A 14,585-nucleotide genomic window follows, 5' to 3' on the forward strand; every position below is an offset into this window, starting at 1 on the left:
CTCGTTAGACAACGGTTGGTTGATAGCGCTTAAATGCTTACTACTAAAGAGCATTCAATAACCGTGCCACAAATGCCCTAAAAGGCTGTCATCTACAGAGTCGTCTAACTTTTAGTCTTATTAACCATTAATAAGGGTAGAAATAAGCAAAATAGTCCTTAACTCTTCTCAAATGAGAGAGCCCATTTCTGTGCATTTATATATATGTGGCAAACAATGTTTTTCGAAGGATCAGATGCGTCATGAAAGCACCAAAATGGATATCCATGTGCCCCAAATTGGGTCGTCTGACAGGCTTTAATCAGTTGATAGGCATATGATTTAACAACTAAATGAACATAAAAAAGCCAGCTAATAGACATTAGCTGGCGTTAAGTTTGTACTTGTTGGATGCGACTATTTTTTATTCAGTTAACTGCATTCGCCTTTTAACTCAATAGACACATGCCAATCCGTGATATCAACCTCATGACAATTATTACCCTCGCCATTGATACGATCAATAACTAAAAAGTCACTGTCACGCCCAAGAGCGAGTAGAGGGTGATGCCAGACATTAGCATCGTACTGTACACCTTGGTGAGATTTCGCATAAAACACTGTTAGGTCATCAGGCGACTGCGGCGGCACACCAGCTTTAGCGACGACGACGATATAGTCTTGGCCTTCCATAGATACAAATGCCTGTGTTCCAAGCGGATGGTATTCCATGACCGAAAGGGCAATCGGATTCTCACGTTTCTTAGCGCGAAAGATACTCATGCCAACTGAGCCACCATCAAGCTTACTTTCGGCAAGTGCATGATGACGAACCGCATAGCCATTATTGATCTCATAAGTATTGTCAGCGGTTTGCTCATCAATACTATAGCGCTCGATGACCGAACCATAGGGGGCAAAGTTTGCCTTAGTCAAAGGCCTAGCCGTTAGAGTGACACTCATTATTTAGCCTCTTTACTATTAGTGTCAGCACCAGTATCAGTGTCAATATTAGCCTCAGCAATTTTGCCGTATACGCGAACACGGCTAATGCCACCATCTGGGAAAATATTAACCCGAATATGGGTGATAGGCTGGTCTACCTTAAGCTTATCTTTACTAAAAGTATGAACGTCGTCAGCGTTGGTTTTTTGTGGTTCAAGCAAGGTCTCCCAAAACATACTCTGAGTCACTAAAGTTTGCTCTGGTGTATTTGGAGAGTAGACGGCTTGGATCGAGACTTTATCAGGGTAATTGCCTTTAAAGTGGGCAGTATCTATCTCGATGGAATCAACGATACCTGCTTGACCTAGTGCGATAATGCACCAGTCATTGCCTGGCTCACGGCGACGACGAGTCTCCCAACCATCACCCATGTTAGGCGCTTTAGTTGGTAGCAGTAAATTACTAGCCGCACCAAAGTGCGCATCGTTACTAGCAATCGCACGACCACCATTTAATGCGCCCGCCAAGTCAAGTGTCTCGCCTTGTGTATTTAGGCTCGCATCAAGTTGGATATCACCATAGACACGTAGTCGGGCAACGCCGCCATCTGGATAAATGTTTAAACGAATATGGGTTACCGTTTGCCCATGATCAATCTCGACAAGCTCATGATTGTGACCTTGAAGCGGGGTCATACCTACTAGCGCCTGCCAGTTTTTATTGTCCCAGTTTTCTTTGCTTAGACTAGTAAGTTCAGCTTCATCTTGCTGCAGCAGCTCGGGCGCGTACAAGGCATCGACACTAGCTGAAGAGGGAAAGTTACCCGTAAAGTGACTGGTATCAATATCGAGACCAGCAATTTTGGTTGGGCGCGCAAGCTGGATAACTAAATAATCGTAACCCAAATGGCGTTTACGACGAGTTTCCCAGCCGTCCATCCACTTACCGTTGTCATCGAATTTACCCACGATAAAGATAGGTGCATCAGGATTTAGAATACGGCTTTTATCCGCAAAGAAATCGTCGGTAGCGAATAGTGATTTTGCCCCCAAGCGACTGTCAGCGACGTTTGATTTTTTGGTAAATGCTGGCAGGGTATCAGGTAGATTATTTGCGGAGATAATTTGTCCAACTTCTGAAGTGTTTTGACTCACAATGATTCCTTTTTTAATAATGGTGTTTATTAATAACGTATGGCTTATTTTATATATTAATCTATGCTAATTCGCACTCGCTCAGCTAAGTAGAATGAGTACTAGGACGATAGCCTAGCTTACATCCAGTTAGCCGTATTGTCTGGCGTAGCAGGATGGTTTTCGTACCAATGTTTAGCGATATCATTACGGCGGCATATCCATACGTCGGGTTTATTGGTGATATATTGCAAAAACTGCTTTAGCGCTTTGATGCGTCCTGCACGCCCAATAATGCGGCAATGCAAGCCAATGGTCAGCATTTTAGGAGTGTGTGCGCCTTCTTCGTATAAGGTATCAAAGCTGTCTTTAAGATACTGATAAAATGGCTCAGCATGGGTGAACCCCGGGCTAGAAGAAAAACGCATGTCATTGGTCTCTAGGCTATAAGGTATGACTAAGTGCGGTTTACGCGTAATCATATTGCCGTCTTGGACTTTTACATTGAGCCAGTAGGGTAGCTCATCACCATATGAGTCAGAGTCGTAAACATAGCCGCCTTGCTCAGCGACCAACTCGCGAGTATTTGGACTGTCGCGTCCGGTATACCAGCCGAGAGGTTGACCACCGAGCATACGTTTAAATATCTGGGTAGCACAGCGAATGTGTTCGCGCTCCGTCTCACGGTACATATCCTGATAAGTGATCCAGCGTAGACCATGACTGGCAATCTCATGACCGTCTTCTAATACACGCTCGATAATATGCGGTGTTTTTTCAGCAGCGGCAGCACAGGTAAAAGTGGTGATTGGCACGCCGTACTCTTTGAATACATCTAGCACACGCCATACACCGACACGGCTACCGTACTCAAAAGCAGACTCAATAGACTGGTGACGGTTGTTAAATTCTGGCGTGCCTAAGATATCAGACAAAAAGCGCTCTGATTGACCATCGCCATGGATAACGCTATTTTCTGCACCTTCTTCGATGTTTAATACAAATTGTACGGCGATTTTTGCGCCGCCTGGCCAGTTCGCTTTTGGTGGGTTGCCAGCATAGCCTTTTAGGTCGCGGGGATACGTACTGATATCAAAGTCACTGGTAATTTTTTTGCTCATTATCTATATTCCTATATCGCTTAGAGCCTTAAATATTTGTTTGAATATTGCTCATAAAGGACAGTTATTTTTTATCAAAAATTAAAGTGATGCCGCATATGCCACAAGCTGTTGGCGCTCAGCATCCGTCAACTGAGTAATATTACCAAGCGGCATATAGCCAGTCTGTACCGCAGTGACGATTTTCGCTTTATGAATTTTTAAGTCTTCTGGTGTTTGCAAAATAATACCTGCTGGCGGCGCGGCGAAGCCTTGTTGCGTCGGTTGTACCGCATGACAAGTACTACAGCGCGTATGCACGACATTCATCATAGCGTCATCTGCTGACGCGCTCACGGGTACGGCTTCAGCAGTAGCTGCATCAGTGCTAATACTGTTATTAGCATTAGCAACGGTATCAGTGCTTGAGTCAGTAGTCGCGCTTGTAGCTATGGGGGTGCTATCATTTGTCGTAGGTGCTACTGAGGCAGTAGCAGGCATTGCAGGTGCTGGCTCAATCGGCTCAGGTCGCATCCAAATAATCAACAATACGGTTAATATGGCTGGGATGACCAAGTAGCGTGGTTTTTTATGACCTAAGTGCTTTTGGTTAAAGTAATGACGGGCAGTCGCGGTAATGATACCGACGAAGACCAATACCAACCAGCCTTTCTCATGAGCATACATCATTGGGTAATGGTTGCTGATCATGGTAAAAATCAGCGGTAGGGTAAAATAGTTATTCATCAGTGAGCGATTTTTGGCTTGTAATGCCAACTCAGCCACTTCTTTACCCGGTTTTTCGCCGCGCCGCACACAATCAACGAGCGCACGCTGAGCCGGCATAATACCGAAGAATACGTTACCTACCATCACCGTGCCCAAGATGGCACCGATATGAATAAACGAAGCGCGATCACTAAACAGCTGATAAGAACCCCAGCTCGCGATGACCAGCAAGATAAAAATCAGCGTACTAAAGATAAACGCGTTTTTACCCAAATGACTGCGTACGATAACTTCGTAAATGAAGTAACTGCCAAATAAGAAAAGCAAGCTGGTGGCAATGGCACCGATACTGGTAAAAGGCACTTTGCTTGGGTCAATTAGGTAGGCAGTTGCATTGGCATAATAGACGATAGACATCATCGCCGCACCCGTCAACCAAGTGGTATAAGCTTCCCACTTAAACCAATGTAGCGTCTTTGGCATCTCTTCTGGTTCGAGTTTGTATTTGGCAATTTCATAAAACCCGCCGCCATGGACGGCCCAAAGATCCCCCGAAATGCCTTTGTCTGTTTTCCACTGTGGCGGTTTGCGTAGGCTTAGATCTAGCCACACAAAATAAAACGATGCACCAATCCATGCTACCCCAGCGATAACATGAAACCAGCGGAAAAATAAACTCAACCATTCGAGAAGATAGGCGCCCATGTAATAAATGTCCTTTAATATGACAGTGTCTTAATAAAATGTCTTAGTAATTTCTTTTGATAGTATTTCTTGAACACTAATAACAACGCAGAGAGCTAAATAGCACCAAAGTTACGATCCGCGATAGGTGCTATAACCGTGCGCACTAAGCAGAAGTGGCACGTGATAATGACTGGCATCGTTTACCACAAAGTCGATAACCACTTGCGGGTAAAATGCTGTCAGCTGCTGAGCATCAAAATAAGACTGAGTATCGAACGTTATGGTATAGCGTCCGGTATCTAGCTGATGCTCTGTGCTATCGATGGCTGTATCAAATTGCCAAGCATCTGGTATGACACGGCCATCACGATTGGTTGTACCATGTGCCAATAATGTGGCGACACCATTGTCTTGTACGCGGTGTAAGGTAACGGCGACATCAGCGGCAGGTTTGCCAAGATGAGTGTCTAAGATATGTGATGATAGGGTGGCAGACATAATGCTTCCTTTAAATTTGTGAAAAATATAAATCGGGTGAACATGCTAGTCTAACTCTGCGACTACTATTTGCTTGTCTCAGCATTACCTAGCAATTTAGTTAAACGTAAACGCGTAATTTTATTTTGCTCAGCGGCTGCGTTAGCTAGTTCAGTAGCACGATCATTAGGCAGGCGCGCCAATAACAGGTCGAGCATTTGCTGCGCGCTTTTGCCGGTCGCAAAAACAATAAAAATAAAACCAAATTTATCCAGATAGTCGCGATTGCCTTTGGCAAGTGCTTCGAGCACCTCATCTGCCGCATCGTTAGCGCCTGATTGTTCGTGTGCAGCGCTACTTTGTGTGTTGCGGTATTTTTCTTTTAGAGATGCCACATTGCCGATTTGTGGATGCCCATCAAACGCTTCTAATAAGTTAGCCTCATCATTTTGCACTTTGTTCCAGATAGCGTCGCTACTTGCTAGCAGTGCGTCAACGTCTGCAAAAGGGCGGGCGTCTGCAAGTTTATAGGCCCAGCTTTTACTGGTGCAGCAAGTCAATAGCTGAGCGATGGCGACTTCTTGTGATAAATCGTTGAATTGCGCTAAGGTTAAGCTCACGATGACATCCTTTTCTAATAGGGTAGCCCGCTATCTGTATCGGGCGATAAATGTTTGATAGAGGTTTATACCTTATGATTATTTGCATAAACTTATAGGTATAAGCAGTAATCTTGATAAGTAGTGATTGCTTCAGCTTTATGGCTGATTTGATGAAGCTAGTCGCTACTAATTTGCTTAACATCAAAAGCCGATAATCTATGTGTTCGTAGTCAGAGCTTTGGCGCTTATATACGCTTTGCATAATTTCAAGTTATAGTGAACTGACAATATGAAACAGATTTGCTAAGGAAACACTGATATTTTAGCCGTCCAAAACGTCTGGCAAGAGGTGATTAATGACGGCGTAATTGATTTACAGTTCCCATTTTGCTAAAACCTGACTAATTGGTCAACTGTTTTATGCGAAATATTTTTATTTAACAGGTTATGCTGCTCAAATCTATGTATTTATATAAGAATACACAGCGAAATATAGCGACTATTTTGTCGAACCTGTCTCTTAAAGTGAGATACCACTGCTATGACTCAAAACAATCAAAAGGAAGAAACCTCAGTGACTGATACGCCCTCGCACCGTAGCCAACAAGCCATTCGCGCACAGAATCAAGCGCTTATCTTAGCGGCAGCTGAAGAAGAGTTTGTGCTTCAGAGTTATCGCGGCGCTACGATGCAGGGTATTGCTGATAGAGCAGGCTTACCTAAAGCCAATGTTCACTACTACTTTAAAAATAAAAAGAATCTCTACATGGCAGTGCTGCGCTCGATCATTCAAGAATGGAACGAAGGTTTGGTAACCATGACGGTAGATAGCGACCCAAAAACGGTCATTGAAAAATTCGTCCGTACCAAGCTACATCAAGCCTTTGTCAATCCAAGTCGCCATAAACTGTTTGCAATTGAAGTCATCGGCGGTGCACCACATTTGCATGAATTTATGTCCACCACGATGAAGGAGTGGGTACACGATAAAGCACAGGTAATGAAAGAGTGGCACAAGCAAGGCAAAATTGGGATTACTGACCCTCTACAACTACTGATTTTGATTTGGGCGACTACCCAACGTTATGCTGAATTTGAGATTGAAATCGTTGGATTAATGGATAAGACGGCGTATGACGCAGCAGATGAAGCACGTGCGGCAGACTTTCTGGTGCCTTTTATTCTAAAAGGCTGTGGCCTTGAATGATAACAAGATAGCTATTCGACAAGGTGCTTATTTGACAGAGTGCCTATTTAATAAGTCAGGTGCTTAATAAGCGAGGTGCATAGACTGTTGCTATTTGTTTGTCTATTACACCTCGTTTACGGCTAAACATTTCGATATATTTAACTTTAGCTCTTTCTTACCCTTACGCTACTTCTTGCGTTGGTTCTAAACCGTCGTCAGCATGCTGTGCTTTGGTATCAAACTCGATGCCATAGTTTTTGGGTAAAATCATATCAAGCGTGATAGCCACAATCCCTGCCATCGTTACTGCTGAGCCAAAGATATTCTGAAAGAACTGCGGCGTTTGTGACAGTACGTCAGGGACGAAGGCGATACCCGTTGCCAGACCCAGTGAGGTGGCAATGATTAAGACATTACGATGCGTAAATTGCACGGTAGATAAAATACGAATGCCCGCAGTCGCCACAGTCGCAAACATCAGTAGCGTGACGCCGCCAACGACAGGCTTCGGTAATTGGGTAAAAATAGCACCAAGGACAGGGAACAGTCCCATCAGGCATAGGATGCCGCCCACATAGAAACCCACATAGCGACTGGCAATACCCGTCATTTGGATCACACCGTTGTTTTGGCTAAAGGTCGTCACGGGGAAGGTATTGAATACCGCTGCAATCAGAGAGTTAACACCATCTCCTAGTACGCCGCCTTTGATGCGTTTCTCATAGAGAGGGCCTTTGATCGGTTCACCTGATATCATTGAGGTAGCTGTCAGATCGCCTGAGGTCTCGATACTGGTAATGATGTACATAAAGGCAATAGGAATAAAAGCCTGCCAATCAAAACCAAAGCCATACTTAAAAGGGATTGGCACCGTAAAAAAGCCGCTTCAGAAACCAGTGAGAAATCGATACGTCCCATAAATACGGCCGCGATAAGGCCGAGCATCAAACCGATAAAGATGGCGCTTGAGCGAATAACCTTATTGTTAATAATACTAATAAGCACCACACTCACCAGTACGCCACCACCTAAGAGTAAGTTTGGAATACTACCAAAATCTTCAGCACCAAACCCGCCTGCTAAGTCGGTCAGACCTACCTTGGTTAATGATAAACCAATCGTGACAATTACGCAGCCTGTAACAATAGGACTCATAAAAGATTTGAGTTTGGTGATAAATTGACTCAAAAATATCTCAACAAATGCACCGAGAAATGAGACGCCAAAAATAACGGATAATATCTCTTCTGGACCACCACCGCGGTTTTTTACCACAAACCCTGCCGTCAGTACCGCTGCTAAAAATCCGAAACTGGTGCCTTGTAATGCCATAAGACCAGAGCCAACAGGACCTACTTTACGAGTCTGAATAAAGGTTGCAACACCAGATACTATCAATGACATACTGAGAAGATAGGGGATATGCTCTCCTAAACCTAATGTGCCACCTATGATAAGAGAGGGTGTGATGATACCTACAAACGCTGCAAGTACGTGCTGTATAGCACCTAAAAATGCTTTGATGGGAGTAGGACGGTCATGCAGTCTATACAGTAAATCGGTATTCGCTGGAACGTTTTCACTCATGGTGGTTTCCTCCTAAAATAACTGCTTAGTACCCGCTTGACTGTAGATATCAGACAATGTGGTAAATCACGAGATCAAAGTTTTAACCCAATCTTCGACTTGTTTTTTATCGATGTAAACAATAAGGGGTACACATCCGTCTGTAAGATAAACAATGAAAATAGCTAATATATGTTGGCTAATATTTGAACAACCTGACCAATTAGTCAGGTCTATTTAGGGTATAGGTAAAATACAAGTCATTGCAATGTTTTTTTTGGTACTAGTGCGTTTACAGGTTTATTACGAAGGAGGGAGGGTTAGGTAACATTGGAAGGTAGATCAAAGACGAAGGGTGCTGACCATTGAGAATATATAAATACTAAGATTTATCGTTATTTCTATTGCTGTTTTTTAATCAAAAAAAGCCCCAACCATAACGACTATGATTGGGGCATTTAAATTTTGCTTGCTTGATATTTATTCTACTATAGCCAGAATTGCTACTTTGGTGTACGACTAGTTATTTTGGGCTTGATGACCATACGGGTGAGCGGATAACACCTTGTCCTGACTTACCAAACGCTTCGCCACCGTTGAGAGATTTGATGGTCAGTACGCCTTTGCCGCCTTGGGTCGATGCGTAGACCACGCGTTTACCGTTTGGTGAGAAGCTTGGTGCTTCGTCGATACCTGTATTGCCAAGATTGGTAGTGATAGCACCGTTACTATTCATAATAGCCGCTGAGCGTCCACTCAAAAAGGCAATTTGTGTGCCGTCACTGCTAAACTGCGGGCTGGTTGCATAACCACCGTTTGACACTTTAGTCGTTTGGCCCGTAGCAAACTCGTAGCGATAGACTTGTGGCTTGTTAAAGCCAGTTTTATCACTGACAAACACAAAAGATTTGCCGTCTGGTGCATAGCTTGGCTGCACTTCACTGCTCGGTAAATTAGTGAGCCTTCTAGGTGTACCGCCGCTGGCGCTCATCTCATAGATATCAGCGCTACCTTCAAAACTACTAGAGAATAATATCTTGCTGCCATCAGGAGAGAACGAAGGGCTTAGGTTACTACCTGAAAAAGGCGTCAGAGCAGTTGCGCCACCGCCACTGACGTTTTGCACGTAGATGACGGGATATGATTTTTCACGCTGTATTGAGTAGGCGATACGGTTGCCATCAGGTGACCATGCTGGTGAAAAAATAGAGCCCGCCACTTCAGTAATGGTTCTAGCATTTTCGCCATCAGCGTCCATCACTTTGAGACGAGAGATCTTTTGCTTGCCTGTTCCTGTTTCCTCAATATAAGCAATGCGCCCTGAGAAATCCCCTGGAATACCAGTAATCAGCTCGTACACTTTATCTGCGATGACATGACCAGCATAACGCATACTTTCTCTATTGTTGTCGGCGGTTAGGCTTTGCTTGCCTTCTATCACGCGACCAGATTTGACATCGATGACTTCATAATCGGTGATTATTTTGCCACGATTGGTGCGCGTACTTCCGACAACCAGATACGGTATGCCCATGCTTTGCCAAACAGGTAATGTACCTGTCAGCTCTTTACTACTGTGCGGCTGCTGCGGTAGATCTTGACTGGTTACTTTTAGCTCGGTTTTACTCAAGTCATTTAATATAATCGGTGATAAGACAGAGTCACCCGCAAACGATACAAACGCAACTTGGTTTTGCTGAACAGGAATTTCATAGTCTAATTCTAGTACAACAGGTGCAGCGAGCACGCTTTGCGATACCAGCAATGCTGAGGTACTGGCGAGTAGTGAGACTAGTAGTTTTTTGTGGGTACGCATGAGTAAATGGAGCTCCTAAAATTAGTATGATATTCATTTTTTATTTAATGAGACAAGCATCTAGATGAGGCAGCAACCTATGCGAGACAAGCCGCTTAACGTCACGTTACCAATATTACAAGGACCTAGCAACTGATTAATTGCTGCCTTTAAACTGTATGGTAAAAGTCGGGTATTTAGGGTCATCAGCATCAATCGGGAGGCTGCCAGTATTGAGTACCGCTTGTCTTGCCGCTTCGTTGACCGTGCTATCAGGTCCAGAGGCCGTCACATTGATCACATCGCCATTTGCATTGACAGTAATGGTCAGGGTGGCACGTTGAGTAGAGCCTCGCGCAGCAGTAGGCGGCGTATAGTTGCGCTTAATTAAGTTGATGATTTCGCTGTTGCTGGCACCGCGACTGCCACTGGATGCAGAGCGGCTACTGCCCTTGGACGTACTAGAGGTTGACGTATCACCAGACATAGTAGACTGCCCATCTGATAGGCTAAAGGTTTTTCCTGCATTGCCAGAGCCAGCAGTATCAATCTCAATATTGCGATCGCTAGCAGTGGGACGTTTTATCTTGGGTGGATTGTTCTGCTTTTGACGAAACTCTCCCAGCCTTTTTTGCTCTTCTATGAGCTGATCACGTTTGCTTTGATCGACTTGGTCAAGCTCTTCCATAGCTGACTCGTCTAGTTGTGCTGCCCACTCAGCCATTTTGCGCTCATATTCTTGATTTTGCTCAAGCAAACGTTGTTGATGGTCTTCGCTCATCAGTATGGGTTGACCAGCTGGCTCCTCAGATCGTGCAAATACAGGTACGCGCTGAGAGCTTAACTGACTTGGATTTTGCGCACTGACGCTACTACCAGACACTTCTGGCTGGGCACTACTGGACGAGTCGCTAGTGCTACTATCTATCTGCATTGCGCTAGCTGCTGCACGGTTGGCCAGTATTTGTCCTTGCATTTCAGCAAGTTGCTCAGGGGATACCATGACCGTCTCAATACTACCAGCAGTCTCAACTTCAGTGGTTTGATAGTTATAAACCAGTATGCCGATGATAAGACCATGCGCCAGTAAGCTTAGCAACGTCGGCAGTGTTAGCCCGTTGCTTTCTGGTTCGGTAGGTACATAGACGGCAGGAGCATTATGCATGGTAAGGATACTCATGAACGTGATTTGTCAGATTGATTACTAGGATTGGCTATTATGATATAAGACATTTACTAAAGGACGCTTATCACTATAAAGAAGGTGTGGGTAGAGGTGCACCGGTCAGTAATCCAACTTTTTCGATACCTGCTTGTTGCAAGGTTGCCATCAGCGTCATGATGGCACCATACTGATTGTTTTGATCGGCATTAATCATCACCTGTACTGGTTCAGCATTACTATTATCGCTCTGAGACTGCAGATTAGATAAAGTATTAATCAGCTCAGGCTCACTTACTGGCACATCGACATTGCTTTCATAGCTGATAAAAATATCACCCTTGTCAGTTAAAGAAACAATCACAGGTAGTTGGCTTTGACTCATGGTATTGGTTTGTTCTTTTGGCAGATCAACATCGACGCCTGTAATCAGCATCGGCGCTGTCACCATAAATATCACCAGTAACACCAGCATGACGTCAATGTAAGGAACTACGTTCATTTCTGCATTAAGGGCTTTTTTTTCACGGCCGTAGGGGTTTGGTTTCATAGCCCTGTCACCTGACCTGCATTAACTTGGGTTTCTTTGCTAATAGGGGCTTGTACGCTGGTCTCACGCTGCAGCATGCCCGTCATCTCATCACAAAATAAGGCACGCGAGTCATATAGTCGGCTCGATTTTGCTGTGAAGTGGTTGTATGCCAATACGGCAGGGATAGCGGCAAACAAACCCATGGCTGTGGCAATCAGTGCTTCGGCAATACCGGGAGCGACAGAGGCGAGGGTAGCTTGCTCAGTTTGAGACAGTCCCAAAAAGGCATTCATGATGCCCCATACTGTACCGAACAGTCCGATATACGGAGCAACGGAGCCAATGCTGGCTAGCGTCGTCAGTCCTGACTCGAGCAATTGCTGCTGACGACCTAGGCCGACGCGTAGCTTGCGCTCAACACCATCGATAATGTCATCTTTAGGTTGACGCTTTTTGTGCATTCTTAGGTATTCTGAAAAGCCCACATAAAAAATCTGCTCAAGTCCTTGACGATCAGGAGAACCCTGAATGCCTTGGTATAGTTTGGCCAAGTCTTCGCCTGACCAAAACCAAGTCTCAAACTGTTGATCAAAGTTTTTGGCTGTACCAAGTCGCGCACTCATGCGAAAGATAATAACCCAGCTGAGTAAAGAGGCTAATAACAATAGTGCCATCACAATCTGCACCAATAGACTGGCTTGGGTAATAAGATCGACAATATTTAATGATTCAGGCATGTAATGGACTCACGAATAATTGATAACAGCTGGCTGGAATAGTGATATCCGAACCAGACAACCCCTAAACAAACACTATTTACTTTTTATTATTTAACACGCAGCACGATTCTTCACTAAAAATTTGTAACTGTGCTTAGAAAAGTGCTGCAACAGTAAGTATCGCGATTTAGGTATCGGTATAATAACCCCCTAGTTTACTTCTAAATTAGAGAAAGGTCATTATTAATGTGTTAAACGACTATTTAGTTGGGCTGCTATTGATTAAGTCATTAGTTGGTTGGATAACATGGATAATGACAGAGCAAACACTTATTACCTAAAACTTATGACTCAAACCGAACATTACCTTAATGACGAATAGAAAGTAGTTTTTCAAATAGCGTAGGGCAACATGACTGTATATAGCTTTTCATGTGGTTTTTCTGACCGATAGTCTTGAAGTCTCTCAAAATCGCATTTTGTACGAGATAGACATTATCAACGATTGAGTTTGTAAGATAACTGGTCTAATATGTTACGCTTTGTTACTACATTATTCTTATTGTGGCATCGTTATTTTTTCGCTGAGGTCATGTTTAATTTTAGGTAATGATGACTTTTTATTAGCCAGTCGGGGGCGACACTTATGAATGCAATTGAACGCTATTTTGGGATTAATGGTGAAAATACCACGATCAAAACAGAAATCATCGCTGGTATAACCACGTTCTTGACGATGGCTTATATTATCTTTGTCAACCCTAACGTCTTAGCCGATGCAGGTATGGATAAAGGGGCCGTATTTGTAGCGACCTGTATAGCAGCAGCAGTAGGTTGTTTCATCATGGGTATCTACGCCCGACTACCAGTTGCGCTCGCACCAGGTATGGGTCTTAATGCCTTCTTTACCTATGGTGTGGTGCTTGGTATGGGCTACGCATGGCAGACAGCGTTAGGTGCGGTGTTCTTGTCTGGTTGTATCTTCGTACTATTGAGTCTATTTAAGATTCGTGAAGCAATCATTAATGCCATTCCAACGTCTCTCAAAAACGGCGTAGTCGCTGGTATTGGTGCGTTCTTGGCGTTTATTGCATTGCAAAGCGCAGGTATTATCGTTAATCATGATGCAACCTTAGTTGGTCTTGGTGACATGACATCGTTTGGTCCTGTCATGGCTTCACTCGGTTTTGTTGTTATCATTGGCCTGTCTTACAAGAGAGTCCCAGGTGCGGTAACCATTGGTATTTTATTGGTTGCACTGATTAGCTTATTAATGGGCTATACACAGTTCACAGGTATCATCTCTTCACCGCCTTCTATTGCACCGACGCTTATGCAGTTAGATATTGCTGGTGCATTTGATGTGGGCATGATCAGTGTGATCTTTGCCTTCTTATTTGTCGATTTGTTTGATACTGCTGGTACTTTGATTGCTACCACTAGCCAAGCAAAGCTAACGGACAAAGATGGCAATATCCCGAACATGGGCAAAGCACTACTCGCTGATTCAACAGCGACAGTAGCGGGTTCTTTACTAGGTACTTCATCGACGACCAGTTATATTGAAAGTATCTCTGGTATCGCCTCAGGTGGCCGTACAGGCTTAATGGCTGTTACGGTAGGTGTGCTATTCCTGTTCAGTATTTTCTTCTCGCCACTAGCGGGTATGATTCCAGCTTATGCAACGGCGGGCGCTATCTTTTATGTAGCCGTACTTATGATGGGTACTTTAAAGGACATTAACTGGAGCGACTTAACAGAAGCGGCACCAGTAGTCGTGGTATTGCTATTCACACCGCTTACATACTCTATCGCTGACGGTATCGCACTTGGTTTTATCACCTTTACGGCTGTAAAAGCAATTGCAGGCAAGTTTGCAGATATCAGTATCGCTGTCTGGATTTTGACTGCTATATTGTTGTTCAAGATTATTTTCTTATAATGCAAAGTGTAGTAAGACATTAATAGTG

General features: G+C 44.0%; 12 protein-coding genes and 1 pseudogene. 2 read left to right on the forward strand and 11 right to left on the reverse strand.

Translation table 11 applies throughout. The features are described 5' to 3' along the window. Positions 1-411: 411 nt before the first annotated feature. From ABFV72_RS01950 to uraD, 6 genes are all read right to left on the reverse strand, one after another. Positions 412-942, reverse strand: coding sequence for an ureidoglycolate lyase (locus ABFV72_RS01950; RefSeq protein ID WP_347162152.1), 531 nt, complete (start codon positions 940-942; stop codon positions 412-414). Continuing rightward, entirely contained in the window at positions 942-2,048 is a 1,107-nt protein-coding gene (alc, locus tag ABFV72_RS01955) for an allantoicase (protein WP_431192066.1), read from the reverse strand. Before alc ends, ABFV72_RS01950 begins: the two co-directional genes overlap by 1 nt. Positions 2,049-2,197: 149 nt before the next feature. Then, positions 2,198-3,178, reverse strand: coding sequence for an allantoinase PuuE (gene puuE, locus ABFV72_RS01960; RefSeq protein WP_347162154.1), 981 nt, complete (start codon positions 3,176-3,178; stop codon positions 2,198-2,200). A gap of 81 nt (positions 3,179-3,259) precedes the next feature. Continuing rightward, the gene (locus tag ABFV72_RS01965; protein ID WP_347162156.1) at positions 3,260-4,591 is read right to left on the reverse strand and encodes a urate hydroxylase PuuD; all 1,332 of its coding nucleotides are present in this window, start codon (positions 4,589-4,591) and stop codon (positions 3,260-3,262) included. Between the two features lie 111 nt (positions 4,592-4,702). Further along, entirely contained in the window at positions 4,703-5,071 is a 369-nt protein-coding gene (gene uraH / locus ABFV72_RS01970; RefSeq protein WP_347162158.1) for a hydroxyisourate hydrolase, read from the reverse strand. 65 nt (positions 5,072-5,136) lie between these two features. Further along, complete coding sequence (gene uraD / locus ABFV72_RS01975) at positions 5,137-5,670, reverse strand: 2-oxo-4-hydroxy-4-carboxy-5-ureidoimidazoline decarboxylase (protein ID WP_347162160.1); 534 nt, start codon at positions 5,668-5,670, stop codon at positions 5,137-5,139. Positions 5,671-6,193: 523 nt separating this feature from the next. Here uraD and ABFV72_RS01980 point away from each other — a divergent pair. After that, positions 6,194-6,859 carry a TetR family transcriptional regulator C-terminal domain-containing protein gene (locus ABFV72_RS01980; protein WP_057759606.1) on the forward strand — a complete coding sequence of 222 codons (666 nt, stop codon included), beginning with the start codon at positions 6,194-6,196 and terminating at the stop codon, positions 6,857-6,859. A gap of 163 nt (positions 6,860-7,022) precedes the next feature. Here the strand turns inward: ABFV72_RS01980 and ABFV72_RS13085 are convergent. The 5 genes and pseudogenes from ABFV72_RS13085 to tolQ all read right to left on the reverse strand — a co-directional run bounded on the left by ABFV72_RS13085 (position 7,023) and on the right by tolQ (position 12,633). Then, positions 7,023-8,428, reverse strand: a pseudogene (locus ABFV72_RS13085) (nucleobase:cation symporter-2 family protein). Positions 8,429-8,930: 502 nt separating this feature from the next. Next, on the reverse strand, positions 8,931-10,223 hold the full coding sequence (locus ABFV72_RS01995) for a translocation protein TolB (RefSeq protein ID WP_347162166.1): 1,293 nt from the start codon (positions 10,221-10,223) through the stop codon (positions 8,931-8,933). 136 nt (positions 10,224-10,359) lie between these two features. Then, complete coding sequence (locus tag ABFV72_RS02000; RefSeq protein ID WP_347162168.1) at positions 10,360-11,382, reverse strand: cell envelope integrity protein TolA; 1,023 nt, start codon at positions 11,380-11,382, stop codon at positions 10,360-10,362. Positions 11,383-11,455: 73 nt separating this feature from the next. Further along, positions 11,456-11,914: a protein TolR gene (gene tolR, locus ABFV72_RS02005; protein ID WP_101204804.1), complete on the reverse strand. Its 459-nt coding sequence runs from the start codon at positions 11,912-11,914 to the stop codon at positions 11,456-11,458. After that, a complete protein-coding gene (tolQ, locus tag ABFV72_RS02010; protein WP_057759620.1) occupies positions 11,911-12,633 on the reverse strand; it encodes a protein TolQ in 723 nt (240 codons plus the stop codon). The genes tolR and tolQ overlap by 4 nt, the downstream gene beginning before the upstream one ends. Before the next feature lie 628 nt (positions 12,634-13,261). On the opposite strand from tolQ, the gene ABFV72_RS02015 reads away from it, so the two are divergent. After that, complete coding sequence (locus tag ABFV72_RS02015) at positions 13,262-14,557, forward strand: NCS2 family permease (protein WP_101204806.1); 1,296 nt, start codon at positions 13,262-13,264, stop codon at positions 14,555-14,557. Positions 14,558-14,585: the final 28 nt, after the last annotated feature.

Source organism: Psychrobacter proteolyticus (genome assembly GCF_039762275.1).
Classification (GTDB): domain Bacteria; phylum Pseudomonadota; class Gammaproteobacteria; order Pseudomonadales; family Moraxellaceae; genus Psychrobacter; species Psychrobacter proteolyticus_C.

Coding starts and splice junctions, on each gene's coding strand:
- puuE (WP_347162154.1), bottom strand. CDS start 3,178: ATGAGCAAAAAAATTACCAGTGACTTTGATATCAGTACGTATCCCCGC.
- ABFV72_RS01965 (WP_347162156.1), bottom strand. CDS start 4,591: ATGGGCGCCTATCTTCTCGAATGGTTGAGTTTATTTTTCCGCTGGTTT.
- ABFV72_RS02000 (WP_347162168.1), bottom strand. CDS start 11,382: ATGAGTATCCTTACCATGCATAATGCTCCTGCCGTCTATGTACCTACC.
- ABFV72_RS01980 (WP_057759606.1), top strand. CDS start 6,194: ATGACTCAAAACAATCAAAAGGAAGAAACCTCAGTGACTGATACGCCC.
- ABFV72_RS02015 (WP_101204806.1), top strand. CDS start 13,262: ATGAATGCAATTGAACGCTATTTTGGGATTAATGGTGAAAATACCACG.
- tolR (WP_101204804.1), bottom strand. CDS start 11,914: ATGAAACCAAACCCCTACGGCCGTGAAAAAAAAGCCCTTAATGCAGAA.
- ABFV72_RS01995 (WP_347162166.1), bottom strand. CDS start 10,223: ATGCGTACCCACAAAAAACTACTAGTCTCACTACTCGCCAGTACCTCA.
- ABFV72_RS01950 (WP_347162152.1), bottom strand. CDS start 942: ATGAGTGTCACTCTAACGGCTAGGCCTTTGACTAAGGCAAACTTTGCC.
- uraH (WP_347162158.1), bottom strand. CDS start 5,071: ATGTCTGCCACCCTATCATCACATATCTTAGACACTCATCTTGGCAAA.
- tolQ (WP_057759620.1), bottom strand. CDS start 12,633: ATGCCTGAATCATTAAATATTGTCGATCTTATTACCCAAGCCAGTCTA.